We start from the raw sequence: 25,494 nt of genomic DNA, 5'->3' as shown, positions 1-25,494 counted from the left end.
AGGAGGAAATTCCCGATGAAAAAACCCGGATTGGTAGTTCTTTCAGTAACCATAGTTGCCATTTTGTTGGGATGGAGCATAGGAGCGTTTTTCACGGAGAGAACCGTTGCAAAAGTGGTTGCTTCAATTCCTGCTTCACCAATTATAGTTGATGCAAAGTATGACAGGGACAAACATGCAATTACCTATTCCATTCTTAACCCCGGCGGGACGGAGCTAACCGTAGTTCAGGAATCTTTTGTGTTTACTCCTGGTAAAAATTCCAGAGAAAAAGGATACATAGTTTCAAATCTTCCTGTTCATGTAACTCTTCCTCCAGGAATCATAACAGCTGTCGAGCTGAAACTCAAAGCAGGAACAGAGAAGCTCCAGATAGGCGATGCAGTTCTTGCCACCTTTACTTACCTTCATCCGCTTTCACCGGATCTCTATACAGTGGTTCATCCGTTCAAACTTGGAGTGAAGACTACTGTAAAAGCCTCTAAGGGTGGCAGGGAGGTAAAGAAGAATGAATAAAGAGAGAATCCTCTGGTGGTTTGTCTTTGTAATTCTTGCAGGAATGCTAACTCTTTCTTTTCTTGGCTTTTTCTCGCTGGCAACAATTATTGTAGTGAATCCAGAAGCAGCTGCATTCTTCATAGGTTTTGCTGGATTCTGGCTCTTTGCAAACAGATTGATTTTTGGATACGGACTTCTGGCTAACACTGCAAAAGCATTCCTTGACGGTAGAGAACTCAACAAAGAGAAGATAGCTCAAAAAGCCAATCAACCTATTGAAAAACTCGAGGAGATAGGAATTGTTTCTCTTCTTGTTATGTGGAAGAACCACCTTGAACCTTTTAAATATGCTTACTATCTGGGATTCTTTCTGGTATTCACAATTGCTCTTCTTTTTGAACTCAATATCATCGCTTCCATTACAGTTGCTCCAATTGCAAAGGGATTAATGTTCGGCTCTGCCATTCCAACTGTCATTGTCTGGGGTCTTGAGCTGACAGCCGACTGTTACTTAACCGAATCGTTAAATAGAAGTGTGGAGGATAGATAATGATTATTAAAAAAGAACATGCAACAGCTTTGCTGAGCGTAAAGAAAAACGGAATTGAGAACAGTGAAGAAAGTCCTTTTCTGGAACTGGAAAGAATGAATCTTTTAAGAATGGAAAAGCCGTTTACTTATTCTTTCACTTATTGGGGAAATATTCTTGCAGGTATTTTAGATGAGATGGTAAGGGAAGAAATAATTGAGCATCCTGAAAACTGGGATGAAGAATTTAGATGGCTGGGTTCTGAAGTTATCATGATGATTGAAACTGCTGTGAAAAGTGAAGACATACCTGGAGAACTTACACTGGAAGAACTGAAGAAAAGAGGCTTCATAGAAGAAAGAAAAATAGAGAAAAAGGGAAGTTTCCCTGCTTTAAATAGTTATGCAAAAGATATTTACCGAGTTTTTTCCGATGCCCGTCCGAGACTCATAGTTGATAGAGAACTGTACGAATACATCAGGAGAACGCCATCAGGACCTGCTAAAACCTCTTTGCTTCCAGCAGGCGGGAGATTCCCTATCCTATTGGAATCAATGAGGTTGTTGGCTTTTTCAGTCCCGACTTCAGATGTCTATTCTCTAACGGCTTTAGGAAAAGAGATAAAAAGTGCATGTGAGGTAATAGCTCCTTCACTGGAGACACTCATATCAGAAGACATTATGGACAGTCTTTCAAGAGCTGCTTATGAAGGATTGGACAGCGTTTCGTCTGAAGAAAAAGAAACTCTTTTTGCATTAGCTTTAATTGACCATGACGGTTATCTCTTGCCAGCTGGGGAACATCTTCTTGAAGCTTATAGAATCTGGAAAGAAAGAAGTTTTAAACCTGTTAAGACTATTAACATTGAGTCCCTTGATGCAGAACTGCTAAAAGCGATACAAAAAGTATGGGAACATCATAACGATGATCCTTCAGTAATACCAACAGTTGAAGAACTTGTTCACTACATGTTCTACAAACCTTTGAAAGAGTATAAGCACCTAATCAAACATTACGGAAGAAGACTATATCAGGATTTAGGGTACCGCAAGAAAGAAGAAATAATGAAAAAATTTTCCGAAGCAAAGACTGCAGAAGAAGTTTTTAAGAGTTTCTACGAAAAAGGCAACAAGTGGCAGGAAAAGATGAAAGACGTTATCCAGGAGTCTCTATATACCTTAGAGTCCTTTAACCTGATTCACTCTGAAGAATTGAATGGGAAGAAAGTGCATCTCCTTTCCGAATACGGAGCAAAAGTATTAGAGGAAATGGTTAATAAAGAAGTCAGAAACATTCCATCAACGGCTGTAAAGGCTATTACGGTAAGCAACAAAGAATTTGCTTCTCCTAACGTTGAGTGGTACGAAAAAGGCATCGAAACGAATCTTCTTGGCGGTGGTGAGCCAACCAAAGCAGGTAAAATGTACGCAGAGATGGCTTATCGGATTAAGAGATTGCCTCACATTACTCGTTTTGAACTTCAAATACTACATAAGCTTCCAGAGAAAGGGTTTTTCATTCAGGATGTCTATAATCAGTTTGATGAAACCTGGCAGGAAGAAGTTGAGTATGCTCTTAATAAACTTGAAGCACGAGGCTATATAGACATTCTGCAAAACGAAGCGATTGTTTTGACGGAAGTTGGAAAGTTAATCAAACGTGCTCTTGCAGGAACTCCAGAAGGAGTTGCTAATCCAATTACACCTATTGCTGTAAGGGTTCTTAAAGCATTGAAAAAGGTAGGTACGCTTTATGAAAAGGAGAAGAAAGTAAGAGTTCTACCGAAAAACTTTAAAGAAGCGCTGAAGCTTTCAGGCCTTGATGCAGAGACCTTTGAGAAAGAACTTACAGTTCTCAGAGTTTCTAACCTTATCGGGAAGAACAGTATAAATGAAGCTGGGTTGCTCATATTAGAGGCTTTTAAGAAGCTTAACTAATAAAGAAGTGTCATTTCTATCCAAAGAGGAGGCATTTCTGGTCTCCTCTTTGTTTTAAGATTTCATCTTTCTGATTATGCTCCTGCAAGATTGCTTTTCATACTTGAGGCTACTAAAGAGGATCAAGGTAAATAAGAAAGTCTTTTCCTTAAGTATTTTTTATTGAGCTTTCTAATTCTGTCTCTCTTTACTCGGTCAGGTAGAGACAAAAAAAAGTAGATAGCGGCAGAAATGGTGGCCAGAAAAATTAAAGAAGCAAGAATAGTCATGAAAGAAATTATTAAAAGAGTAGCTGTTACTTCCACCATAGTATTATTGAATTTAGAGATAACGTTCTTGAATTTAAAGGGTCTATCAACATGAATTTGCGGTAATTTTTTCGCTTGTTTTAAGAATTTTGTGTAAGTCATCAGGAGTACTTTCTGGGAATTTTAGTGTTTGGAAAGTGTTTCGCAGAAAGATACTCTTTTTTCCAGCTTATACAAAATATAGTGCACTACCGAACAGAATTCCAACTACTAACTTATAACTTCTCTACTGGTTTCCCGAATAGATATCCTTGAAACAGGTTACAACCGAGATTTAAAAGAGTTTGCAGTTCTTTTTGTGTTTCTACGCCTTCGGCTACAATGTCTAATTGAAGGGCGTTTCCAAGAGAAATTATTGCTTTAACTAATCGTTGTTTTTTGAAGTCTGTGTCTAAGTCGGTAACGAAAGATCTATCTATTTTTATCTCGTCTATTGGTAGTTTTTGAAGATAAGATAACCAAGAATAGCCGGTTCCAAAATCGTCTATGGAAATGGAAAAGCCAATTGATTTAAGAGCATTTAAAACATCCACTACAATCTCTATGTCTTTAATTAAAACGTTTTCAGTAATTTCAAACTGCAGTTTTGAAGGTGGAATGGAAAATTCCTTGACTAATTTTTTAACTTCTTTCAGGAAGTTTTCTTTTAATAGTTGATAATAGCTTACATTAACACTGAGACGCCAATTCCTTCTTCTACTATCTCTTTGCCAATTTCTTAAACAGTTACATACTCTTTCTAAAACAAAGTAACCAACCTCCTCTATTATTCCTGCTTCTTCAGCTATAGGAATAAAGATGCTTGGAGAAATATCACCAAGCTCACTGTCGATCCATCTAACTAACGCTTCTGCTCCTATGATTTTTGGTTCCTGGCCAAGTTTTTCTACATAAACTTGAGGTTGATAAAACACTTTTAACCCATTTTCTGCAAGTCTTTTCCTCAGGTGACTTTCTATTTTTTCCTGAAATTCCACCCGTGATTTTAAAGAACAGTTAAAAAAGTAAGTTCTGTTTCTCCCAGAGTGTTTTGCTGCATACATGGCAGTATCAGCATACCTAAGAAGTTCCGAAAAAGAATATTCTGAGGAAAATACAACTACTCCTATACTGCATGTAAGTAAAAATTCTTTTTCTCTGCCGTTTATCTTTATTTTAATTGGTTGCGAGATTTTCTGAAGAAGCCTTTGTGTTATGCTCTTGGTTTTTTGGTAAGCTTCTGCTTTATTACCTAAGTCCAGAATTAATACTAAAAACTCGTCTCCTCCGAGCCTGCATGCAATATCCATTTCTCTTATCGTGGTTCGGATTCTCTCTCCTATTTTCTTTAAGACCTCGTCACCTATATCGTGTCCGTAAACATCGTTGATAAGTTTAAAGTTGTCTAAGTCTATAAATAGGATAGCTGAGTATGTGCTTTTTCGTTGATTTTGAGCAATTATCTTTGGGATAATCTCACGAATGAAATTCTTGCTGTAGAGACCTGTTAGTGAGTCATGAAATGCTAAGTATTCACTCTTCTTCTTTTCCTCTTTAAGTTTTTTCTCTGCAGTAATGTCGGAGAAAGAAATAACTATTTCCTTTCCCTGTTGGAGGACTTTTACAAAGGATCTAATCCATTTTTCTTCACCATTTGGTAAGAGGATTCTGTATTCAACCTTTAAAGAGGTGATTTCTCCTTTTAAGAGCTTATCTTTTAGTATTTCTATCTTCTTCCTGTCCTCAGGATGAATTATTGAGTGGTCAATTCTCCCTAAGACGAAATCTTCAACTCTGTATCCTGTGATTTCTGACAGACCTTTTGAAGCAAAAATACAAACTTTCTTCCCATTTACTTCATTTAATATAAGTAGTCCGAACTTGCTGTGGTCTATGGCTTCATTTAACAGTTCGTATTCATTGGTAATTTCAGAAACTAAATTGGTAAGTACAGATAGTAAACTTTTTTCCTGTTTGTTTGTTTTCTTTCTTCTTTTTCTCTTTCTTTTTCTTTCTTTTCCGTTACTTTCTAATCCAATAACTGTTGTAGTTTCATTAAGGAGATGATTAGAAAAGTACTCGCCAAATGTAAAGAAACCACAGTTAAGAGATGAGGAGAAAAGTCTTAACTCTTCGTTTATAGCTTTTCCTAAGAATTTTCTTCTTGCATAGCAGGAAAAGATGAAAAAGAAATCGTATCGTAGAGAGAGAGAATGAAACCTATTTATATGTTTGTCTCTTTCTCTTAAAGAGCCAAATGCAAGCCTAACTTTTTCTCCCTCTGGAATCGTGCCTGAAAAAGAGAGAGAACCATCTTTGTGCTTTTTTATACATGCTCTTGCTAATTTCAGATTATCTCTGGTAAACACTAATGGATATTCTATTCCCGACAGTGGAAGTTCTTTTGCTACTTCCTTTCCCAGGTACTTTTCGTAGAACTCTACAGCGGACAAGTGATTGATAGAAAATACCCTATTTCCCTGAGAATGGGTAACCAAAAAATCCGTTCCTATTTCTCTCCAATCAAAGAGATATTCCATTTCGAAGTTTCTCTTGTTACTGGCTATGAAAACACCTACAGCTCCTTTGTAAATCAATTTATTGCCTACAAGTACTGCTGTTTTTAATGAAAAATCCTTTGTGGAAGCTTTTCCCCCAATTAGTGGGACGTTTCTTATTTCAAAAATTCCCTTTAACAGTTCTTCTCCTATTGTGAAAGTGCCGTCAGATAATAGGATTAAGAATCCTTCTTCTTCCAGTGGGATTTTCTCTGCAATTTCTTTTCCAATTAAAAATTCACTTTTTTCTTCAGCAAATGCTATGTAAACATTGGAATCTTGAAAGTGTACAATGGCTATTGTAATTCCAGAGTCGTATATCTTAGAGTTGACGATAGTGCCTGCCGTTGTTGTTCCAACTATTTTTGCGTTTGGTAAAGCGTTGGATAAAAATTCTCCGCATTTTACAAGTTCTTGTGGTCCTGAAGTGCAAAATACGAAGGCAAGGGTTCTGGAGTATTTTCTGTACTTATCAATTGGAAAATCTTTTATAATTTCTTCTATGTTTTTGAAGTGGAATATATTTGCTTCTGGCATTATTCTTCCCCTCTCTTATTTTCAGATGAAACTTTTTGAAATGTATTTTTAGAATGACTGTAAATAACAACTTTAGAATTCCCAATAAAGAAACTTTACACTATTTTAACATAGTCTGTCTTGACAAGAGGGGTAAAAGGTGTTTAAAAGTTTCTAAGAGAAATAAAAAAGGTTTATTCTTTCTTCCTTATGAGACTGAAAAAACTAAACCCCAGGAAGATACTCAAAATAGTCAAAGCATAACTCAAGGAGAGAGGATAGGTACTAATAAATTTATGTTCAAAACCCCAAAGCATGGGAAGACAAAGGAATATCCAAGTGAAAGCACCCCAATAATGTCATTTCTCCAGAAAGCCTGGAAACTTTTATTAAGAGAGACTAAAGAGTTTATCGCTCTTGTTGTTGAAGTTGATTTTAAACATTACGCGAAAACCAGGAACCAAGGAATTGTAAGGAGCTATCACAGGAAGCTTGTTTCCGAGCCTGCAAGTTCAGATAAGCTCTACAAAAAAAGAGAGAGAATTGAGTGGTTATTTGGAGAAGCTAAACAAGCACTGGGAAGCTATGAGAACACAAGTAGCTTTATATTGCTCTACTTTTTATTCTCACGAAGTTTGTACTTTTCATCTCTATAAAGTGGGTTTCTTATCCTGGAGTTTCTTCAGTTTTATGAGAGTTTTTAAGGTAGATAATTACACGTAGGGATTTAATACTATAAGCCTCAGAATATCAATAAAAATGGCTGCATAGGAAAAAGTACGATTACGAATGAATTTATTACAATTTGCCGTAACGATTCTTTACAAGAATTTAAAATTTTTTTAACTTTAATTTAACTTTGCTATAATTGCCACTGCTGATAAGTACTATCATCTGTTGCCGTCGGGTAGAAGAAGACGCTTGCCGGCAAAGGAACTTCCTTTGCCGGCGAATTTTATCTTGTTTTTTCTTACGGTTTCTCTTTCAAGCTTAGTTGAAATTTTCAGAATTTGCCTGTTTCTACTGAATATTAACCGGAACTCGTAGTTAAGCTCTCATTACTACTTAGAGCATGGAGGATAAACAACTTCTTTTCCTACCCAAAGTTTCCAGGAAATCATCACAGAAACTTACCAAACAGTACTGTTTTCACAACTATAAGACTTTTGTTCAGAAGATGTAAAGTATTGCTAATACGTTTACATGTAGTGAATTTATATAATGCAAATAGTTGAAACTTGGTAAAATTGGGTTAATTATTACTGGTAAGCGGTAGTGAAAGCCAGAAAGTCGCCCTGGCTGGCTGGTGGCACTCCCCCTTCGGGAGTGGCATCTATGGAGGGGGTGGGCGTCCTCCCACTACCGCTTTCTCCGTTGAGAAACGGAGTACTACTTAATATACTGGGAGGAAAAATGAAGATTTATCTCGTAGTCTTTTCCCCAACATGTTCAGAGGGAACTTACATGTTTGCAGAAAACTTGGAGTTTATTAATAATGCTTACATAAGGGTTTCAGGTTACTTCAGTTTTAAGGAAGATATAGAAGAATACCTGAGACTTAAAAAAGAAAAGGCAAAGCAGAGAACACTCATTATTCCTCAAAATTCTTTCCAGTTCATAGAGGAACTGGAAGTGTAAAATACAACTATTCCAAGAGCATAAAATATGGGAGTGTCCATAGAACTGTGTAAATTCTATCATGCCTCTAACCTCTCCTCGAAAATTATTGACAGCTGCCCGTAAATAATACCCCAATCCTTGATAACACTTCTGTTCCATTTTTTCGCAAGTTCCAAAGCAGCTAAATAGAGGTTCTTAAGAACTGACATATCACTCGGAAATACCCTCTTTCCATCTGTTACCTTCCTGAACTTACTATTAACACTCTCTATGATGTTCGTCGTGTACATAAGTTTCCTGAGTTCAAGCGGATACTTAAAGTAAGCCATAAGCTCTTCCCAATTAGCTCTCCAACTCCTTACTACGTGTGGGTATTTACTTCCCCATTTCTCTTCAAACTCGTTCATCCTAAGTTCTGCTTCCTCAAGTGTAGCTGCTCCATAAACCCTCTTGAGATCCGATGATAATTCTTTTTTGTCTTTCCACGATACATATCTTAATGAGTTCCTTATCTGGTGAACTACACATTTTTGTATCTCTGCTTGAGGATATACTCCTTTTATGGCTTTTTCTATACCTGACAGATTATCCACGCTAAATATCAGAACGTCTTTGACTCCTCTACTTTTTAGGTCATTTAGTACCTTGAACCAGAAACTGGCACTTTCGCTCTCATTTATCCAGAAACCAAGGAGTTCCTTTCGTCCTTCTTTATTTACGCCTATAACTACGTAAACTGCTTTATCTACTACCTTGCCATCTTGTCGTACTTTGCAAAAGATGCAATCTATGTAGAGGATAACGTAAATTCTTTCAAGTGGTCTTGACTGCCATTCTTCTATTCTCGGAGTTAGTCTGTCGGTAATCTTTGAAATCAAAGAAGGACTTATGTCCATTCCATACATGTCGGAGAGTAATTCCTGAATGTCTCTTACTGTCATTCCCTTTGAATATAGGGCTATTATCTTGTTCTCCAGGTCTTCAAGGACTGTCTGGCGTTTTTTGACTATTTTGGGTTCAAAATCTCCCTTTCTATCTCTTGGAGTTTCAATCTCTACTTCTCCAGCTGCGGTTTTAACAGTCTTGGAGATATAGCCGTTTCTGGAGTTGTTAGAATTAGTACGCTCATACTTTGAATAGCCAAGGAACTCTTCAAGCTCTGCTTCTAAGGCTTCTTTTAATGTTTGTTGGATGAGCTTCCTAAGATCATCCTTAATGAGTTCTGGATCATATTTCTTTTTCATGTGTCCACCCTCCTTTAGGTTTAATTTTTACACACTTGGGTGGACACTCCCTAAAATATTTTGTGGAAGAGTGTTTAAGCATTTAAACAGACTTTGTTTTTCCCTTTTCTCTTGGCCATATACATGGCGTTGTCCGCTTTTGAGAGGAGAAAATCAACTGTATCTTTCAGAAGATCAAGTTCTGTTACCCCAATACTTATGGTTACTTTCAAAGAATGCGTGAACTTTCGCTTTTCCACTCTCTTTCTTATTTTCTCAGCAACTTCTCTTGCTTCTCTTAATCCGATTTCCGGAAGCACTACAACAAACTCTTCTCCGCCATAACGTCCTAACATATCCACTTTTCTTATGTTTTTCCTTATCTCTTCAACCAATTCTTTGAGAACTTTATCTCCTACAAGATGCCCTTGAGTGTCATTTATATGTTTGAAGTCATCTATGTCCAAGAGCAGAACCGATAGAGGTTTCTTGTACTTTTTAGCTCTCTCCACCTCTCTTTCTAAAAATTCCATCAGCGCCAAGCGATTATAAACTCCTGTGAGGTAATCTATTCGGGATATTCTTTCCAGTTCTTTATTTTTCTCGTTCAGTTCTATCGATAAACGATCAACAAGGTTTATTAATCCAATGGTTAAGATTGTTTTGAAATCTTTAACATAAAAGCTTCTGTCTTTTCCATTCTCTTTTATTAAGAAAGGTTTTTCTTTTGTATCATCACCGGACTCTTCAGATTCGGATAAGAACAGAATTGTTGCTGTTTGGTTCAGAAACTCTTTCTTTCCATTATGGGAAAAGAACTCTCCGTAAGTGAAAAATCCTGCTACAGGGTATGGAGAAAAGAGGTTAATCTCTTTTTTTATGTAGGAAGACATAATACTTTTTCTCGCTGCACAGGAGAAAACGAATATACACTGCGGTTTAAACATATCTTTTATTTTCAGCTTATCCTTACACTCCTTTAAAATTTGAGGAGGCAAACCTATTCCAAATCTTACCTGTTCTCCCTGTGAAAAGTTTCCTCCAAAAGACAGTGATTTGTCTTTATTGACTCTAATACAAGCTCTTGCTACAGGAATTCCGTTTTTTTCTATTATCAATGGAAAAGCAAGGGATATATTTGGCATAAAAGACACAACTTCTTTCCCCAGATAGCTGGCATAAAAGTCTAAAGCTGGAACACCCTCTATCTCATAAACTCTGTTATCTTCCACCTTTGTGATAGTAAACGTTCTCCCTATCGGCTTCCAACCAAAGCAGTAATCGGTTTCATATTTTAGATTCTCACCCTCCAGAATTGCACAGACAGTTCCCCTGTCTAAGATCTCTTTGTCAGTAAAAACGTAAGTCTTCTCAAACTTGAGATTATCTCCGGCCATTCCTCCGGTCACAGTAATATCAGAATCAACTGATTGAATTCCTTTTAAGAAGTCCTCTCCGTTCGTGAAAATTCCATCGGTGAAGGAAATCATTAGTTTTGCCTTAGGGAACGAGGAGTTCACATATTTTGCTATTTCAACTCCTCTTTGAAAAGAATCCTCCTCTGCTGATAAAGCTATCTTAACGTTTGTTCTATCAAACTGTGTCACAGAAAGGACACAACCTTTTTCAACTATTTCTCCATTAGCTATTGCTCCGGCCGTTGAAACTCCTATTATTGAAGCTTCAGGAAATACTCTGGTTATTTCTTTCTGAATGGACCGAATCTCCTCCTTATCTACGTGGGAAGTGAAAACCTGAATTAGAGTAGAACTTTCGGGAGATACTTTGTTCATCTCTTCCCTTATGGAGAGAAGCCTCTGTCTCAGAATACGTAGATTTCTAATTGATCTATTATAACTCCGCATATTGATAATATATCACAAATTACTATATTTTACAATTGGAAATTGATACTTGTAAAAAGAACGAAAGTAAATAAACTTAAATAGTGATAAGGAGCAATAATTGGAAGATATGGATAAAAGAGAGGTACTATGAATCTAAGTCAGGAAATCCATTTAAGGATTATCTACTGGGGACCTGAAGGAGCAGGGAAAACAACCAATATTTTGAAGCTTGGGAATCTTCTCAAAAAAGAAGGAAGGATTGTAACTCTCTTAGGAGAAGACGGAAGCACTATTTATTTTGAGTTTTACAATCCAGTCTTAACTCTTCCGGGTGGCTTAAACGTTAAATACGTTCTTTATGCTTCTCCTGGAAAAGATGCCCCACGTCTTGCGAGAGAACTTGTTCTTGCTGGGATGAATGGTGTTGTCTTTGTTGTTAACTCGGAAAAAGAAGCATTAGAGGACAACAAGAAATCCCTGCACGAACTTCAGGGACTTTTAGGAATAGGAGGATTTGAAGACATTCCTATTGTTTTTCAGTACAACAAGAGAGATCTGAAAACAGCTCTTCCTGTGGAAGAACTCAGGAAAGAGTTAAACTTTAACAGCTATCCAGAAGTTGAAGCTGTGGCAGTTAAAGGCATTGGAGTTGTAGAAACTTTCAAGGAAATTGCCAAGCAGAGTCTTAAAAACTTTTTAAAGAGGAAAAAAGAGGAAATAAAAGGCATTTAATCAACCTTAAACTGGATATCTGGGGCTTTCCATTTTTTAACTGCTTGGTGTGCTCTTTGCTTTTCTTTCCAGTACATTATTCACTGCTCACTTTCAGCTATCCATCAAGATAAAAGATTCCTCTCCGTTTTACACGGGGAGGGGTTGAGTGGAGGTCTCATGGAGGATTAGCATAACAGGGGAAGAAGTAGGTCTTACTCTTACAAAAATAACAAAATTCCGTACTCTTTACTTAAAAAAGTCTCTCCCCTCTTTCGAGGGGAGGATCTCCCAAAACCGAGGAGGAAGAGGGGAATAAAAGGGATGTGGAAATAATTACAAAATATCAGGTTCTCCCCCGACACCCAACCATTATTTTCCTAATCATAAAGCATTTTACAAAAAGCTTTTTTTATCTTCAGTAAGGGAAGAAACTGAAATTGGAAAGGATTTAAAGCGCAAACATGGAAAGAATACAGTTCTATTCTTTCCGGCATTTTTTGCTTCATATAAAGCTTTATCGGCTGTTTCAATACACGTTTCAAATCGGACAGACGAAGTACACAGAGTTGCTCCTATACTAACTGTTACCTTTAGCTCCGGATAATCCTCAAACTTTAAGCTTTCCACATTCTTCCGTATTCTTTCGGCAACTCTGTTTATTACCTTTTCAGAAGCTTTGAACAAGATAACAAGAAACTCTTCTCCTCCATAGCGAATAACCTCATCAACTACTCGAGTGTTCTTGACAAGAACATTTGCAATCTCTTTTAAAACTATATCACCGAAAAAGTGTCCGTAAGTGTCATTGAGTTTTTTGAAGTTATCTACATCTATCATGAGAATACCAATAGGTGCCTTTTCTTTGTACCTGATAATCTTGAGCTTTATAGAATCAAGATAATGTCTATTGCCAAGCTCTGTAAGGTTGTCTGTAAAGAACAAAATAGAAGCTTTTTGTATTACGTCGCTTACGGAAATTATCCCAACAAGCTTGTTGCTTTTGCTAATAACAGGAAGATGCTTTATTCTTCTTGAAAAGAAAAGTTTCATACAATCCAGAATAGGAGTTTCATCTTTAACGGTAATTAGCTCTCTTGTTTCTATCTTTAGAATTTTGAGAGCTTCTCCAACGTTGATATCGGTGTAATTAAGTATCATTAGCTTAAGGATATCTGATTTAGTCAGTATATTGACCGGATAGTTCTCTTCATTCACCACGATAGCACTACCGATCTTGCTGAAACCCATAGTATCAATAACTTTTTTTACACTGTCTGAAAGCTTCACAGTAAATGGATCTGGAGTCATAAATTCTTTAATGGGTTTATCTGATCTCGTATCCGGACTTAGGTAAATCTTCATTTCCCCTCCCCGGATGTTTTAGTATCCCAACAAGTAAAAGCACCCTTTAGCCATCTCCTCAAGTTTTTCTGCAGCAGGATTATATCTGTTCGGGAAATTTTAACGTTTTTTGCCGTTGTTGTGCTATAAAGACCCCGGAGTAATGCTACAATTAACAGAGATGGAGATGGAAAATAATGAAAACACGGGAGGGAACGGAATGCTAAAAAATCTGAGCATTACTCAAAAAGTCCTCATAGTATTTGTGATTGTTCTGCTTCTATCAACACTATCATTTATCCATCTTCTGAACAAGACTTACGAGAAGAGTCTTGTCGCTCAGGGTAGAAGTATTGCTCAACAAATTTTGATTTTCCGTAAGTGGTCAGCCAGTTTTGGGGGAATATGGACCAAAAATAAGTATACTTCCGATATTGGTTATCTCATGGAGTTTGAAACAAAAAACGGAACAGCAAAGGCTTACGGAACTGGTGAAGCTCTAATGGATTTTGGAGAGACTCACTTCTACCTCCACAACCCTGCCCTTGCTACAAGAGAGCTTTCACAGCTTTCAAAGGCAGAGTATGGTTGGACATTTAGAGTTGTCTCTGACAGATACATGGCACCTCAGGATAAGCCTGATAAGTGGGAAAGCGTGGCGATTAAAGAGATTGTGAAAAGCAAAGAAAGAAAAAGAGAGTTCTGGAGCTGGGATGGAGATAAATTCAGGTTTGCGAAGGCAATTTATGTTAAGGAAGGTTGTCTGAAGTGTCATGGTTCACCTGAACAGATACCATCTGCTATCATGAAAGCTCTCAGGGCCAAGTATGGAGACAACGTTGACAGGGCTATTAATTATAGGGTAGGCGACCTAAGAGGTATTATAAGTGTTACGATTCTTCCTCCAAGTGTTCTATCAACAGCTGCATCTCTTATTGACATTTGGAACGTAGGAGCTTTAATCATTGCATTCCTCATTTTCTGGTTCTTTGCCAAGAAAGAAATTATTGTTCCTATAGAAAGACTCACAAAGGCAGCTCACGATATTAGCCTCGGCAAGCTTAACATTGATTTAGGAGTTAAAGGACTTAAGGAAGAAAATGTAAAGGATGAAATTACAAAGCTTGCTATTGCTATCGAAAGACTAAGAGCCAGCGTGCAAATTGCAATGGAAAGACTGAAGAGGAAAAGGCAGTAAAAACTGTATGGGCTACCTGTCGGGTAGCTCTCTATTTTTACTATTTCTCTTTAATCCATTTTCTACTCTTCAACTGTGGTTCCCTCGGTTCTTTACCGGGCTTAGGGTTTGGAATCAGCATAAGAGGTTTCTTTTATCATGTCTGAATCTGAAAAAGGTTTCTCTCCCCTCTTTCGAGGGGAGGAGACGAGGGAGAACTCAAAAAGGAAGGCTATTCATAAATTCTAAAAACATCGGGATTCTATTCTATCTCTTTTTGCCCAAAATTTGCTCATGGGTTGCCTTCCAGCCTTTTAAATTTTTTCTTTTTTTCTCTCTCTATTTGCTTGTTCTTTTTCTTCCAGAAATCTTTAGTAATGTAGGTTACCTTGATATAAAGAATTCCCTCTCTTTCAATGAGTATTAATGAGTCTGAAGATTCAAATCTTGCTGTATAAAACCATTTATCAATTGGAGCTAAAGACTTGTATTTTCTGGATAAAACAAGAGTAACCTCATCAAACTTATACTTTGGAAATAAGAGATCTATTGATACTAACTTACCTTTCTTGTCAAAGATAGCATGGGCTTTTGATAACTCTTCTATGCTTGTTTGTTCCGGATCTATGGAGAAAACAGTTTCATCGCTGTATTCATCCAGCTTAACAGGTTTAACCCTGTACTTGGCTTTTAGCTCTTTAATGGTAGTCTTCCCGAGAATAAGTCCTAATGGAGAAGTATCTGCTAAAGCCATAGAGAAAACGAGAAAAATATTGGCAAGAAGTAAAAGAACCCTCTTCATTTTCATTTCCCGAGGTTATCATTTAAGTTCATCATCAGGAGTATACATTACAAAGCTTTGGTGTTTGATATATGCTTTATCAAGATTCCAGGCTTCTCTTACATACTGGTTTATAATAGTGAATATTTTCAAATACCCAGTGCATTTACTATTTCCTCTTTTGCTTTCATAGTAAAAACCTTTCTTGATTGTTATATTCTTAATAACTCTACGTAATAAGTACAGGAAGACTTAATGATCAAGCAAAGTTTAAGCGAGGAAAGAATTCTGACAGGTAAAGAAAAAATTCTAAACTGGAACTACATTACAGCTGTATCAGTAACTTCTTTATTCTTGTTAGCTATCTATCTTTCCACCAGAAATGATTACCTCCTTGTACTGCTTATATTTAACTTTTGGAAGGAAATTTTTAAATGGAAAGAGAAGTTGTTTATATCCAAATGCAAACTTGATACTTTAATCGACTCAAGCAATTTTAAAGTTGTACCTTCCAAGCCGATAGAATTACTTAATTTTTCCTTTAAAGTTGCCATTGATAACTTTGTAGTTGCAGGAATTGATTTTTTTAAGAAACAGAATAGAAAGAGAATAGTTGGTTATTTTTTATTTCCTGTAGTCGTAATAAGCATTCTTTTTGTTCCTATATTCCTGCTAATAATACTGGTAGGAAACTCTTTTATATTAGTTTTGACGTACTTTAAGAACTATGTAATTCTCTATTCAGAGGAAGTAAATAAAGAATATACGAGAGAACTTAAGAAACCAAGAGAATTTTTATGGTATTGGATACCAGGCATGCTCATTATTCCAAGTAAAGATTTTGGGAAGCTAAAAAAAGAAACCAAAGAGAGTTTAGCCTTGAATAGAAAGTCAGCAAGATACTAAATAGTCTCACAAGTACTTGATATTAGATTTATAAAAAGTTCATGAAAGGGAAACTGATTTAACCACAGAAGATACTGAAGCAGGAGAAATCCACCGTATTGAATCTCAACAGCTCCATGATTTATCACAACTATAACCTTCATGGTGTCTCCAATAAAAATTACAAGTCATTGTTACACAATGGTTTAAAGCCACCTAATTATATTAACGCTCTTAATGCTCGTACAGCCTTTGTATCACAAAGGCTTGCTTGACATAAAAGCCTATCATTATTGGACACAACATAACCTTCATCCCAAGCGGTATCTCATTCACATTTGAAAGGAGAATGTGACGATAAAAAGATATCGATTGTTCAAAGCTATTAGAAAGCTCCAGTCCTCACGACCGAGTTCTTTCAGTCTTTTGCAGGGTGAACGAAGAGAAAAAACAGTTAGGTTAAAATAGACAGTACCATACCTGAATAGGGAATGGAAACTATGAGAAAACTGCTAACCTTTTCAACCGTGGTTTTTATTCTTCTCTCCTGTGGAGGGGGAGGCGGAGGAGGAACAGTCCAATCAGGATATCCCATTCATAAAAATATAAAAACCACATGGTTCTATGTTGGAGAACAAGGAAGCGAGGAAAACGAATACATTCCCAACATCAGCAGTGCCTGGGATGATATCTGGCTCTGGCACTATGGAGGTACCGACGATCCATTCAACAGGTTGGATTACTATCCGGCAAAGTTTGTACCTTCAGAAAATCCATTCTACTTTGCACTCCCTTTCAATGACTTTGACGAAAACGGAAACTTCAAAGAGATAGCCAAACAGATCCCATGGTACAAACCAGAACTACTTGAAACAAACGGCTCAATCCTTAAAAACCGCTGGATAAAAATTATTAAAGGAGATAAAGTTGCTTATGCCCAGTGGGAAGATGTAGGACCCTTCGGAGAAGATGACTTTGACTACGTTTTTGGTAATGCTCAACCTTCCAACCCTATTAACGGAGCTGGGCTTGACGTAAGTCCTGCGGTCAGAGATTATCTTGGACTTGAAGATGTGGATTACGTTGACTGGCAGTTCGTTGACGAAAACGAGGTTCCACCTGGACCATGGAAAGAGATAATTACAACTACACCTGTCACATGGCTTGCATTTGCTCAGATAAACACAGAAACAACATGGTACTGGCAACTTCATGGTGATTTAAGAACTGACATCCCAGCCAAGCTCTACGATGTTGATCTTTTTGATACTCCAGAAGAGACTATACAGCAGCTTAAAGAAAATGGAAAAGTTGTAATTTGCTATTTTAGTGCCGGAACGTACGAGAACTGGCGTCCCGATGCAAATAGGTTTAAAGAAGAAGAATTGGGAAATCCCCTTGAAGATTGGGAAGGAGAAAGATGGATTGATATAAGGAGTGAAAACGTTAGAGAAATAATGAAGTCCCGCCTTGATTTGGCAAAAGAGAAAGGATGTGATGGAATAGAACCTGATAACGTTGACGGATACCTGAACAACTCGGGTTTTCCGCTGACTTATGAAGACCAGCTTAACTATAATAGGTTTCTTGCTATAGAGGCAAAGAAAAGGGTACTGTTAGTTGGTCTGAAAAATGACCTGGAGCAGATTGAGGATTTAGTTACTTACTTTGACTTTGCTCTCAACGAACAGTGTCATGAATTCAACGAGTGTGATACGTTAATGCCTTTTATAGAACAGGGAAAACCTGTTTTCAACGCAGAATACAGTGAAGTTTATGTGGAAAACGAAACGGCTTTTGAAGAGCTCTGCAGTGATGCGATGAACAGAAACTTTAAAACTATAGTTTTCCCCATTGAGCTTGACGGCAGCTTTGTAAAGAGTTGCGACTACGGAAATTACTAAGAAAACGAATGATCGAAAGAGAACACAATAGATTTAGAAACCCCTTGTATCAGGTTAAAGCTTTTAATCTTAAAACAAAACAAACTGTACCGATAAAAAAAGCGTCTCTCCCCTCCGGAGAGGGGAGGAAACTCCACGCCCTTATTCTGGGAGGAGAGGCAGATTTACCAGGAGGACAGAGCAGGAACCCATGAACAAGTCAATTACTGTATTCATTTCTATTTCAGTTTTCCCACAAATCATCAATGGCATGCTTAAATATCGTAATTCCTTCCTTGGGATTATCAGGATTAAAAACCCTGTAGCTAAAAGGATCGTTCATTGACCTGTATTTCTCAAAAACTCCCATTATTTCTCTTCCGTCTTTGAGGGCAAAAGTAAGGAACTTTGATTTTTCTTTACCAAGGATTTCTTTCAAGTAACCTGCAAGTTCTGTAAATTCTTCTCTCCACTTACCTGCTTTTACTGTGTCGTAGAGCACCCCTTCTTCTGTAAGGTCTTCCGGGTACGGTCTGAAAAGTGAATAGGCAGAAGTAAATAATTTGTATTTGATGATGTAAGCATGTGAATTTCCTGCTCTCTTTCCTGATCGCTTTAGTATTTCAGTATGAAGAACAAAGAAGTATGGATATGCTTTCACAAGACGGGCTTTAATGTATCCTTTTCTTCCAAAGGGATAAATGATTATTTTCTTTCCTTCAAACTGCTGAAGTTCACTGCTTTCTGGAAGATTGCAAAGCACTTTTTTGAAGAAATCAGCAGCATGTCTTCCTGTAACTTCAATCTGATTTATGTCTGGTAGCCTGACTTCCTTTAGATTACTTAAGACAATTTCCCTGTTGGCAATGGAATAAGCAAGAAGCCTTACGTTGTCTTCCTTTCCGTCAAGTCCAATTCTAATGCTAAATGGTATTTGCAGTTGATAAAGGAAATTGAAAAGAACCTTATCAGGATAAGACTTTGCAGATCGCTGACTGTTGTTAACTTTTTGCTCCTGATTTTTCATCGCTATCCTCACCTTTTTACCTGCTGAACTGCGTTCTGGATTTCACTTTCTTTGAGTAGCTTTTGAGGAGCTTTTTCGTATACATGGTTACAAGCTTCTTCAAATCTTTCTTCAACTTCTCTCTTTCTTTTTTCTCCAGAACAGAGTGAAGTCTTTCAAACTCTTCTTTTAGATCTGATGGTAGTATTACAAATACCTCACTGCGTAGTTGAAGAGCGTAGAGTAAAAGGATATTTACAGCCTCACTAAAGGGAACGTTTTGTTCGTCAGCATATTTTCTAACTCTGGCTTCAACTTCATCAGAAAGTAATACTCCAGGTTCAGGAAGACGTATAGGAACCTGCATCTCACACTTAATTGGTACTTCCTCCAATTGTGGTATTTTTACCAGAACTTCCGGTGATAATAATGAAACTCCCTGATCTCCCGAAGTAGAGATTTCTCCACTAATCAGATATTTAAGTAGCTGACTGTAGGTTATTTTTTCTCCTTTCTCCTTCTGGAGTTCCTCTTTTTTAGTTCTAAGCAGTTCATAAACTTCCTGATCTATTCTTAGGTTTCTGTAGTTTTTCATCTCTCTTCTTGTCCTCCTTTTGTTACCTTAATATTCTGATAGCTGAAAGAATCCTTTTTTCTGTTTTCTCTTTGCTGAAGGAATGGTAAATATCGTTATTGCATACGGTGCACCCATCTATTATTCCTATGTTCTCTACTCCAGCAGCCGATAACTGGATGGTTGCAGCTTTTTTTAGATCAAAGAAATACTTTCCGCTTGGTGTCTGCCTGAAACAGTTCCTGTATCTGGGAAGAAACTTACTGTAAACCTCTTTTTCTACAAGGTAGCATTTTTCACAGATGGAAATTCCAAGAATTGCAGAAGATACTTTCGAAAATCGTTCTATATATTTAACTGTTTTGAAAAGACTTCCCTTCAAAATGTTTTCCCAGCTTCCGTAAACCACTCCAACTGCTTCCTTTCCTATAATGAACACAGGCAGAGAATCGGCTGTTAGAACACCAATCCAGTGATCTGTTTTGTCCGTAACGATTGCATCAGCACTACAGTTTGTTTCTATTACCGTAGAAAAAACAATTTTCCCTTCTCCTAGAGGAGAAGTGGTCAATACGGGAAGTCCCTCCAGTCTCTTTATCAGCCTTCCATCAACAGGCTTTCTGGATATAAATATCTTGTATTTCATTCTTCATTCCTGATCAGGAAATGAGATCAGAAAATCCTGCTTCCTTAATGAAGGTTTTTAGACTTTCCCTTGCAATAAGCTCAAATGTTTCAAGAGTTCCTTCCCCGTTGATGGCCGTGGCTTCTACTTCCGGATACGATTCAAGATTCAGTTCTTTACGAAGCTTTTCCACCGGTAAAGCGGTAGGCAGATCTCTCTTATTGTATTGAACTACAATGGGTACCTTCCCAAAAATTTTTTCATGTTTTTCAAGGAGACTTAACAACTCTGAAAAAGATTTTTTATTATCATCCAGCCGTTTTATGTCTGAATCAACAACAAATACAACACCATCTGTACCTTGGAGGACAAGTTCTCTGGAAAGCTTAAAAGCGTCTCTACCGGGAGCTGCAAACACCAGATACTTCACTTTATAACCGTTTTTTAAAGTGACCACAGGATTGAGAAAATCAAAGCACACAGTAAATCCATCCTCTCCAACGAGGGTTACAAGACGTCCGGATTTGGTGAACAACCTACTCAACTGGACAATGTTTTTTGTTTTACCTGACTGTTCCGGACCCCAGTAGACGATTTTAAGAAAGATTTCGTTTCCATCTATGGTTTTCCTATCTGTTCCCATAGGTTGATTTTCCCCTCCTTTTTCCTTTCTACAGGGATTGATAGAGGTTATAGATATATCGAAAATTTGGACATAAATTATATAATTTTTTGCCAGATTTTCAAACCACAAGGAGGGGAAATGTTCGGAGCCTTTTCTGCGCTTGTTCTTATCTCTCCTTTTATTGTTCTTTTGGCTACTTTAGCAATGGGAGGAAGTCCTGAATTATTTTTCGAATCTTCCTCAGTTCTCTTTGTTATTGTTGGAACATTTGCAGCCGGTTTAGCTTCCCTTCCTCTTGACGTAATTAGAAGAGTCCTTACACCTGTTTTAAGGGTTATTGTCGATAAGAGGATAAATATGATGGAATTCATTAGCTTCTTGAGTGAGCTAAGCATCAGCTTCAGGAGAGACGGATTATTTGGACTTGAAAGAGTTGTTAATTCAAGGAAGGTACCATATCCAGGGATAAAAAGGGCTGTTCAGCTTGCAATGGAAATATCTGACATTAAGCAAATAAGAGAAGTCCTTGAAATCGAGAAGAAAACATATCTTGAGGACATAGACAATGCCATAAACTTTATGGAAATTCTTGGAACGTATGCCCCGGCTTTTGGACTTCTTGGAACAGTTATAGGACTGGTATATATGCTTGCAAATCTTAAGGATCCATCGACAATAGGACAGGGACTTGCCCTGGCTTTGTTAACAACCTTTTACGGGTTGATAATCTCGAACATGATATTCACTCCTCTGGCCTCCAGGCTTCGATATCTGAGATCTAAAGAGGAAGTCCTACTTAATCTCACGGAAAAAGCCATCATTTTCATGTTGGATGGACTTTCTCCGAGAATTATCAGAGATTCGCTTGTAGAATCCTTAATAGGTAAAAACAACAGCATTACTATTAAAGAGACTAAAGAGGAATCGAATGAAGGAAGAGAATAGGCATCCGTGTGTATTTTCTACACTGGGTCTTCTTTTAAAGAAATCCTAAACTCGATGACTTAGAATCAATATTATATTGGTGCTCCAACATCCCGTTTTCATCTTCTTTCCTTTCCTCCTGTAGGAGGAGAGAGAAAGGCTTTTTTAAAGGCATAAACTGAGGCTCGTGAGAACAGTTGGACAAACAACCCAAAGTAGCAAGTCGGACTGTTACAGAGAGAATTAACTGTGTTTCAATTTTTTCTTTCTATACACATTTAAACTTCTATAGCTTTTTTCTACTTCCTGGCGCATAGAAGACACTTTCTTAAGTAGATTGTCTTTCTGAAGCTTGTTAATGATTTCATCAACAAGTTCTATAGGAACTTTCAGGGTTTTAGCTATTTGCTCAGGAGAAAGATTAAGTTCTATATAAGCATTTCTTATGTCTTCTTCTCTGAATCTTTTTTCCTTACCTTCCTTGAATAGTGAATACTTTTCAGAAACCATGAATATCTTACATCCTTTGGCTTGAGAACTTATTCTTTTCAAGTCTACCTTTTACTTTTTGTTGTTTGCTTGTTATTCCCTTCCTTTCCTTACTATTAGGTGGCTCTTTCGAAAATTTGTTAGCTCTTAAACTTCTTACGGTCCTTCTTTTTCCTTCTTCTATAAAGAACGATGCAAAACCTCCAATTTCACTTATCTCCGTTAGATTTGTTAAGTAGCTCCTACGAATCTGGTAGATAGCTTTTTGAACTGTCTTATTGAAAAAGAGTTCTCTCCCCTCAAGATGAGGGGAGGAAAGAGGACTCCTACGGGTGAAGAATTTAAAATTTGCGGAGGAGGCAAGAAATATTTGATTTCTCATCATTTCTATTTCTCCCACATTCTACTCTCTGCTATTTCTTCCTCTTTTGAAAGCTCCTTATCCAACCATCTGATAGCAAAGAGATAGTGGGGGACTATGCCGGTAACTCCCCATATTATTAACGGATAGAAAAACCATAAGACCTCAGGGGTGTATAAAATGTTGGCAATTACAAGAATACTATTAACTACCACGTACACAATTAGATGAATAATGAAAGCTTTCCTCTCTTTTTCTTTTCTAACCTCTCTGTACGCTTTTTTATATTCCTCCAGTAGGTTCTTCATTTCTATATCCTCTTAAATAAGGGTTTCTTCCTAAAGAAGATCCCTCCCACAAGGGAGGGGAGGAGGCACTATGAGGAAGGAGAATGGGGAGAGGAAAATTTCTGTATTCTTGCTTGTTCATTTTTCATACTCCTGTCATGTCCTCTACAGATTCATCTATTGCATGTTTAAAAGCTGTGTGAAGAAGGTTACTGTTCTTAATTAACGTCAAATGACTCAGGATAGTTTCTTTACCAGGCAAAGTATGCACAGACAATTTACACGTTGAAAAAAATGTTCTCTCCCCTCTTACGAGGGGAGGAATGCTGAGAGTCACGGAAGAGGCGGTATGATGGTGGTAACTCCCGAGGGAGGAAGAAAAATCCATTATCTTTTCACAGTTTATAGAGCTTCTAATCATTATAGTGATTCCTCTGTTTTCTGCTCTTTCAATATCCTTACAGCTGAAAGAATTCTTTTTTCGGTCTTTTCTTTGATATGGGAGTGATAAAGGTCGTTGTTGCATACGGTACACCCCTCTATTATTCCTATGCTTTCCACTCCAGCAACTGACAGCTGGATTGTGGCAGCTTTCTTCAGGTCGAAGAAATATCTTCCGCTCGGAGTTTGCTTAAAGCAGGTTTTATATTCGACTGGAAACTTATCGTAAACTTCCTTCTCCACAAGATAGCAGTCTTCACAGATTGAAATTCCAAGTATTGCAGAAGACACTTTCGAAAATCGTTCTATGTACTTGACAGTTTTAAAGAGTGTTCCTTTCAGGATATTTCTCCAGCTTCCGTAAACAATTCCAACTGCTTCTTTCCCTATGATGAATACAGGTAGAGAGTCCGCTGTTAAAACCCCAATCCAGTGATTTGCTTTATCTGTAACGATTGCGTCGGCTTTGCGGTTCATTTCTATCAAAGTAGAAAAAACAATTTGTCCTTCACCTATGGGAACGGCAGTTAATACGGGAAATCCCTCAAGCTCTTTTACCTGTCTTCCATCAACAGGTTTCTTTGAAATGAATATCTTGTATTTCATTATTCATTCCTGGATTTAGTTGGAAAAAAGTCACAAAGTCCAGAAGTTTTGGCTTTTACAATAAAAGTCTTTAGACTTTCCTTTGCAGCAAGTTTAAAAGTCTCAACTACCCCTTTTCCATTAATGGCCTCAGCTTCTACTTCTGGATATCCCTCAAGTTTAAGCTCTTTTCGAAGATCCTCTACCGGAAGAGCAGTAGGTAGGTCTCTTTTATTGTATTGGACAATAATGGGTACTTCTCCAAAAGCTTTTTTGTGTTCTTCTAAAAGGCCTAACAGCTCTGAGAAGGATTTTTTGTTATCTTCCAATCGGTTTCTGTCTGAATCAACAACAAATACAACACCATCTGTACCCTGAAGAACAAGCTCTCTGGAAAGCTTAAAAGCTTCTTTTCCAGGAGCTGCAAGCAGTAGATATTTCACTCTGTAGCCATTCTTTAAGTTGATTACGGGATTGAGAAAATCAAAGTATATTGTAAATCCGTCCTCTCCTACGAGAGTTACAAGTCGTCCGGAATCTCTAAATAACCTGCTTAACTGAACAATGTTTTCTGTTTTTCCTGAATCTTCAGGTCCCCAGTAAACAATTTTGAGAGAAATTTCGTTGCCGTTTATGGTTCTTCTTTCTATTCCCATGATCTATTCCTCACGAAGGAATTGAAAACTATCACTGAAGACACTGATACCGGAATTTTGGAAAGAAACGGGTAGAGAAATTATTTGGCGTTCTGATTTGGATATCCCGTCAAGCTCTTGTGTTTCAAGGTCTTGGGTCGGGGGGGGGTAGATATACCACTTTATTTTTTCCATTTTCCTTAGCTTCCCTTAAAGCTTTGTCTGCCAATTCAATGCAATCTTCAAGTTTTGTATAGAAGTTACACAAAGTGGCACCTATGCTTATAGTTACTTTAACTTCTGGGTTCTCTTTAAACTTAATATTTTCAACGGCCTTTCTAATTCTTTCAGCTACTTTCATAGTAACTCTTTCAGATCCTTTGAATAAGATGACTAAAAACTCTTCTCCCCCATATCTGACTATGTCATCAACAAGTCTAATATTATTACTAATGACTTCTGCTACTCTTTGCAACACTTTATCACCAAAAGCATGTCCGTAAGCATCATTCAGTTTCTTAAAGTTATCTATATCCATCATTAAAACGCCTACAGCGTTTCTTTTCTTGTATCTATTAATCCTGAATTTAATCGATTCCAGATAATATCTGTTACCAAAACCTGTAAGGTTATCGACAAAAATAAGCATAGAAAATTTTTGAAGAATGTCTGTGGCTGAAATTATGCCTATCAGCTTTTTATCCTTATTAACTACTGGAAGGTGCTTAATGTTTTTTGAAACGAACAGTTTTATACATTCAGAAATAGGAGTACTTTCACGAATTGTTATCAAGTCTGTACCATCTTTCTCAAGAACTCTAATAGCTTCGAGTATACTGAGATCTGTGTAGTTACAGAGGATAAGCCTTATTATGTCCGATTTAGTTAGTATGTTAACTGGAATATTTTCATCGTTTACGACTACTGCACTACCTATTTTGTTGCAGACCATGAGGTCTATGACTTTCTTAGTGTTGTCGGAAAAAGTAACCGTAAACGGTTCATTGGTCATGAAATATCTAACTGGCCTGTCTATCCTGATATTTTGGTTCAGAAAAATCTTCATTCTTACTTCTACTTCCCCCTAATTCAACTTGTTAAATAAATAGATGATTATTAGTTTATCACAAGTTAATGATATTTTCT

General features: G+C 37.3%; 26 protein-coding genes. 11 read left to right on the top strand and 15 right to left on the bottom strand.

Going from position 1 to position 25,494, the window contains the following annotated elements:
* The first annotated feature begins 15 nt into the window (after positions 1-15).
* From ACYQ3A_RS00555 to ACYQ3A_RS00545, 3 genes are read left to right on the top strand one after another with little or no spacing between them, the layout of a single operon-like run.
* Complete coding sequence (locus ACYQ3A_RS00555; protein WP_459894506.1) at positions 16-516, top strand: hypothetical protein; 501 nt, start codon at positions 16-18, stop codon at positions 514-516.
* A complete protein-coding gene (locus tag ACYQ3A_RS00550; RefSeq protein ID WP_459894504.1) occupies positions 509-1,048 on the top strand; it encodes a hypothetical protein in 540 nt (179 codons plus the stop codon). The genes ACYQ3A_RS00555 and ACYQ3A_RS00550 overlap by 8 nt, the downstream gene beginning before the upstream one ends.
* Entirely contained in the window at positions 1,048-2,964 is a 1,917-nt protein-coding gene (locus ACYQ3A_RS00545) for a DUF505 domain-containing protein (RefSeq protein WP_459894502.1), read from the top strand. The genes ACYQ3A_RS00550 and ACYQ3A_RS00545 overlap by 1 nt, the downstream gene beginning before the upstream one ends.
* A gap of 523 nt (positions 2,965-3,487) precedes the next feature.
* Here ACYQ3A_RS00545 and ACYQ3A_RS00540 read toward each other — a convergent pair.
* On the bottom strand, positions 3,488-6,346 hold the full coding sequence (locus ACYQ3A_RS00540) for an EAL domain-containing protein (RefSeq protein WP_459894500.1): 2,859 nt from the start codon (positions 6,344-6,346) through the stop codon (positions 3,488-3,490).
* Between the two features lie 53 nt (positions 6,347-6,399).
* Here ACYQ3A_RS00540 and ACYQ3A_RS00535 point away from each other — a divergent pair, with 53 nt between their 5' ends.
* A complete protein-coding gene (locus ACYQ3A_RS00535; RefSeq protein WP_459894498.1) occupies positions 6,400-6,981 on the top strand; it encodes a hypothetical protein in 582 nt (193 codons plus the stop codon).
* A 757-nt stretch (positions 6,982-7,738) separates the two neighbouring features.
* Positions 7,739-7,963: a hypothetical protein gene (locus tag ACYQ3A_RS00530; protein WP_459894496.1), complete on the top strand. Its 225-nt coding sequence runs from the start codon at positions 7,739-7,741 to the stop codon at positions 7,961-7,963.
* A 59-nt stretch (positions 7,964-8,022) separates the two neighbouring features.
* Here the strand turns inward: ACYQ3A_RS00530 and ACYQ3A_RS00525 are convergent, their stop codons facing one another.
* Both ACYQ3A_RS00525 and ACYQ3A_RS00520 read right to left on the bottom strand, forming a co-directional pair.
* Positions 8,023-9,189, bottom strand: a complete 1,167-nt coding sequence (locus tag ACYQ3A_RS00525; protein WP_459894494.1) for an IS256 family transposase — start codon at positions 9,187-9,189, stop codon at positions 8,023-8,025.
* Between the two features lie 74 nt (positions 9,190-9,263).
* On the bottom strand, positions 9,264-10,961 hold the full coding sequence (locus ACYQ3A_RS00520; RefSeq protein ID WP_459894492.1) for a sensor domain-containing diguanylate cyclase: 1,698 nt from the start codon (positions 10,959-10,961) through the stop codon (positions 9,264-9,266).
* Positions 10,962-11,162: 201 nt separating this feature from the next.
* Here ACYQ3A_RS00520 and ACYQ3A_RS00515 point away from each other — a divergent pair, with 201 nt between their 5' ends.
* Positions 11,163-11,747, top strand: a complete 585-nt coding sequence (locus ACYQ3A_RS00515; RefSeq protein WP_459894489.1) for a GTP-binding protein — start codon at positions 11,163-11,165, stop codon at positions 11,745-11,747.
* A gap of 375 nt (positions 11,748-12,122) precedes the next feature.
* On the opposite strand, the gene ACYQ3A_RS00510 is transcribed toward ACYQ3A_RS00515, so the two are convergent.
* Positions 12,123-13,091, bottom strand: coding sequence for a diguanylate cyclase (locus tag ACYQ3A_RS00510; protein ID WP_459894486.1), 969 nt, complete (start codon positions 13,089-13,091; stop codon positions 12,123-12,125).
* Between the two features lie 199 nt (positions 13,092-13,290).
* Between ACYQ3A_RS00510 and ACYQ3A_RS00505 the strand changes: the two genes are divergently transcribed.
* The gene (locus tag ACYQ3A_RS00505) at positions 13,291-14,268 is read left to right on the top strand and encodes a c-type heme family protein (protein WP_459894484.1); all 978 of its coding nucleotides are present in this window, start codon (positions 13,291-13,293) and stop codon (positions 14,266-14,268) included.
* A 271-nt stretch (positions 14,269-14,539) separates the two neighbouring features.
* Here ACYQ3A_RS00505 and ACYQ3A_RS00500 read toward each other — a convergent pair whose 3' ends face one another.
* On the bottom strand, positions 14,540-15,049 hold the full coding sequence (locus ACYQ3A_RS00500; RefSeq protein WP_459894482.1) for a hypothetical protein: 510 nt from the start codon (positions 15,047-15,049) through the stop codon (positions 14,540-14,542).
* Between the two features lie 234 nt (positions 15,050-15,283).
* Here ACYQ3A_RS00500 and ACYQ3A_RS00495 point away from each other — a divergent pair, with 234 nt between their 5' ends.
* On the top strand, positions 15,284-15,934 hold the full coding sequence (locus ACYQ3A_RS00495) for a hypothetical protein (protein ID WP_459894480.1): 651 nt from the start codon (positions 15,284-15,286) through the stop codon (positions 15,932-15,934).
* Here ACYQ3A_RS00495 and ACYQ3A_RS00490 read toward each other — a convergent pair.
* Positions 15,931-16,077 (bottom strand): hypothetical protein, encoded by a 147-nt coding sequence (locus tag ACYQ3A_RS00490; RefSeq protein WP_459894478.1) that lies wholly within the window; start codon positions 16,075-16,077, stop codon positions 15,931-15,933. The genes ACYQ3A_RS00495 and ACYQ3A_RS00490 overlap by 4 nt on opposite strands.
* 336 nt (positions 16,078-16,413) lie before the next feature.
* On the opposite strand from ACYQ3A_RS00490, the gene ACYQ3A_RS00485 reads away from it, so the two are divergent.
* Positions 16,414-17,817 carry an endo alpha-1,4 polygalactosaminidase gene (locus ACYQ3A_RS00485; RefSeq protein WP_459894475.1) on the top strand — a complete coding sequence of 468 codons (1,404 nt, stop codon included), beginning with the start codon at positions 16,414-16,416 and terminating at the stop codon, positions 17,815-17,817.
* A 223-nt stretch (positions 17,818-18,040) separates the two neighbouring features.
* On the opposite strand, the gene ACYQ3A_RS00480 is transcribed toward ACYQ3A_RS00485, so the two are convergent.
* The 4 genes from ACYQ3A_RS00480 to ACYQ3A_RS00465 are packed head-to-tail and all read right to left on the bottom strand — an operon-like array spanning position 18,041 to position 20,644.
* Complete coding sequence (locus ACYQ3A_RS00480; protein ID WP_459894473.1) at positions 18,041-18,823, bottom strand: hypothetical protein; 783 nt, start codon at positions 18,821-18,823, stop codon at positions 18,041-18,043.
* Positions 18,824-18,839: 16 nt separating this feature from the next.
* Positions 18,840-19,397, bottom strand: coding sequence for a hypothetical protein (locus ACYQ3A_RS00475; RefSeq protein ID WP_459894471.1), 558 nt, complete (start codon positions 19,395-19,397; stop codon positions 18,840-18,842).
* 22 nt (positions 19,398-19,419) lie between these two features.
* Positions 19,420-20,022 (bottom strand): purine nucleoside phosphorylase YfiH/LACC1 family protein, encoded by a 603-nt coding sequence (locus tag ACYQ3A_RS00470; RefSeq protein WP_459894469.1) that lies wholly within the window; start codon positions 20,020-20,022, stop codon positions 19,420-19,422.
* 13 nt (positions 20,023-20,035) lie between these two features.
* The gene (locus ACYQ3A_RS00465; RefSeq protein WP_459894467.1) at positions 20,036-20,644 is read right to left on the bottom strand and encodes a GTP-binding protein; all 609 of its coding nucleotides are present in this window, start codon (positions 20,642-20,644) and stop codon (positions 20,036-20,038) included.
* Positions 20,645-20,764: 120 nt separating this feature from the next.
* Between ACYQ3A_RS00465 and ACYQ3A_RS00460 the strand changes: the two genes are divergently transcribed.
* Positions 20,765-21,571, top strand: a complete 807-nt coding sequence (locus ACYQ3A_RS00460; protein WP_459894464.1) for a motility protein A — start codon at positions 20,765-20,767, stop codon at positions 21,569-21,571.
* Between the two features lie 222 nt (positions 21,572-21,793).
* On the opposite strand, the gene ACYQ3A_RS00455 is transcribed toward ACYQ3A_RS00460, so the two are convergent.
* Together ACYQ3A_RS00455 and ACYQ3A_RS00450 are read right to left on the bottom strand one after the other, a co-directional pair.
* Positions 21,794-22,102, bottom strand: a complete 309-nt coding sequence (locus ACYQ3A_RS00455) for a hypothetical protein (RefSeq protein WP_459894462.1) — start codon at positions 22,100-22,102, stop codon at positions 21,794-21,796.
* 324 nt (positions 22,103-22,426) lie between these two features.
* The gene (locus ACYQ3A_RS00450) at positions 22,427-22,708 is read right to left on the bottom strand and encodes a 2TM domain-containing protein (protein WP_459894459.1); all 282 of its coding nucleotides are present in this window, start codon (positions 22,706-22,708) and stop codon (positions 22,427-22,429) included.
* A 70-nt stretch (positions 22,709-22,778) separates the two neighbouring features.
* Between ACYQ3A_RS00450 and ACYQ3A_RS00445 the strand changes: the two genes are divergently transcribed.
* Positions 22,779-22,913 carry a hypothetical protein gene (locus tag ACYQ3A_RS00445; protein ID WP_459894457.1) on the top strand — a complete coding sequence of 45 codons (135 nt, stop codon included), beginning with the start codon at positions 22,779-22,781 and terminating at the stop codon, positions 22,911-22,913.
* Positions 22,914-23,107: 194 nt separating this feature from the next.
* Here ACYQ3A_RS00445 and ACYQ3A_RS00440 read toward each other — a convergent pair whose 3' ends face one another.
* From ACYQ3A_RS00440 to ACYQ3A_RS00430, 3 genes are all read right to left on the bottom strand, one after another.
* A complete protein-coding gene (locus ACYQ3A_RS00440; protein ID WP_459894455.1) occupies positions 23,108-23,734 on the bottom strand; it encodes a purine nucleoside phosphorylase YfiH/LACC1 family protein in 627 nt (208 codons plus the stop codon).
* The gene (locus ACYQ3A_RS00435) at positions 23,734-24,369 is read right to left on the bottom strand and encodes a GTP-binding protein (RefSeq protein WP_459894453.1); all 636 of its coding nucleotides are present in this window, start codon (positions 24,367-24,369) and stop codon (positions 23,734-23,736) included. Before ACYQ3A_RS00435 ends, ACYQ3A_RS00440 begins: the two co-directional genes overlap by 1 nt.
* A 124-nt stretch (positions 24,370-24,493) precedes the next feature.
* Entirely contained in the window at positions 24,494-25,414 is a 921-nt protein-coding gene (locus ACYQ3A_RS00430) for a diguanylate cyclase (protein ID WP_459894451.1), read from the bottom strand.
* Between the last annotated feature and the right edge of the window lie 80 nt (positions 25,415-25,494).

Source organism: Desulfurobacterium crinifex, from assembly GCF_054656775.1.
This window is presented reverse-complemented; position numbering and strand designations above follow the sequence as displayed.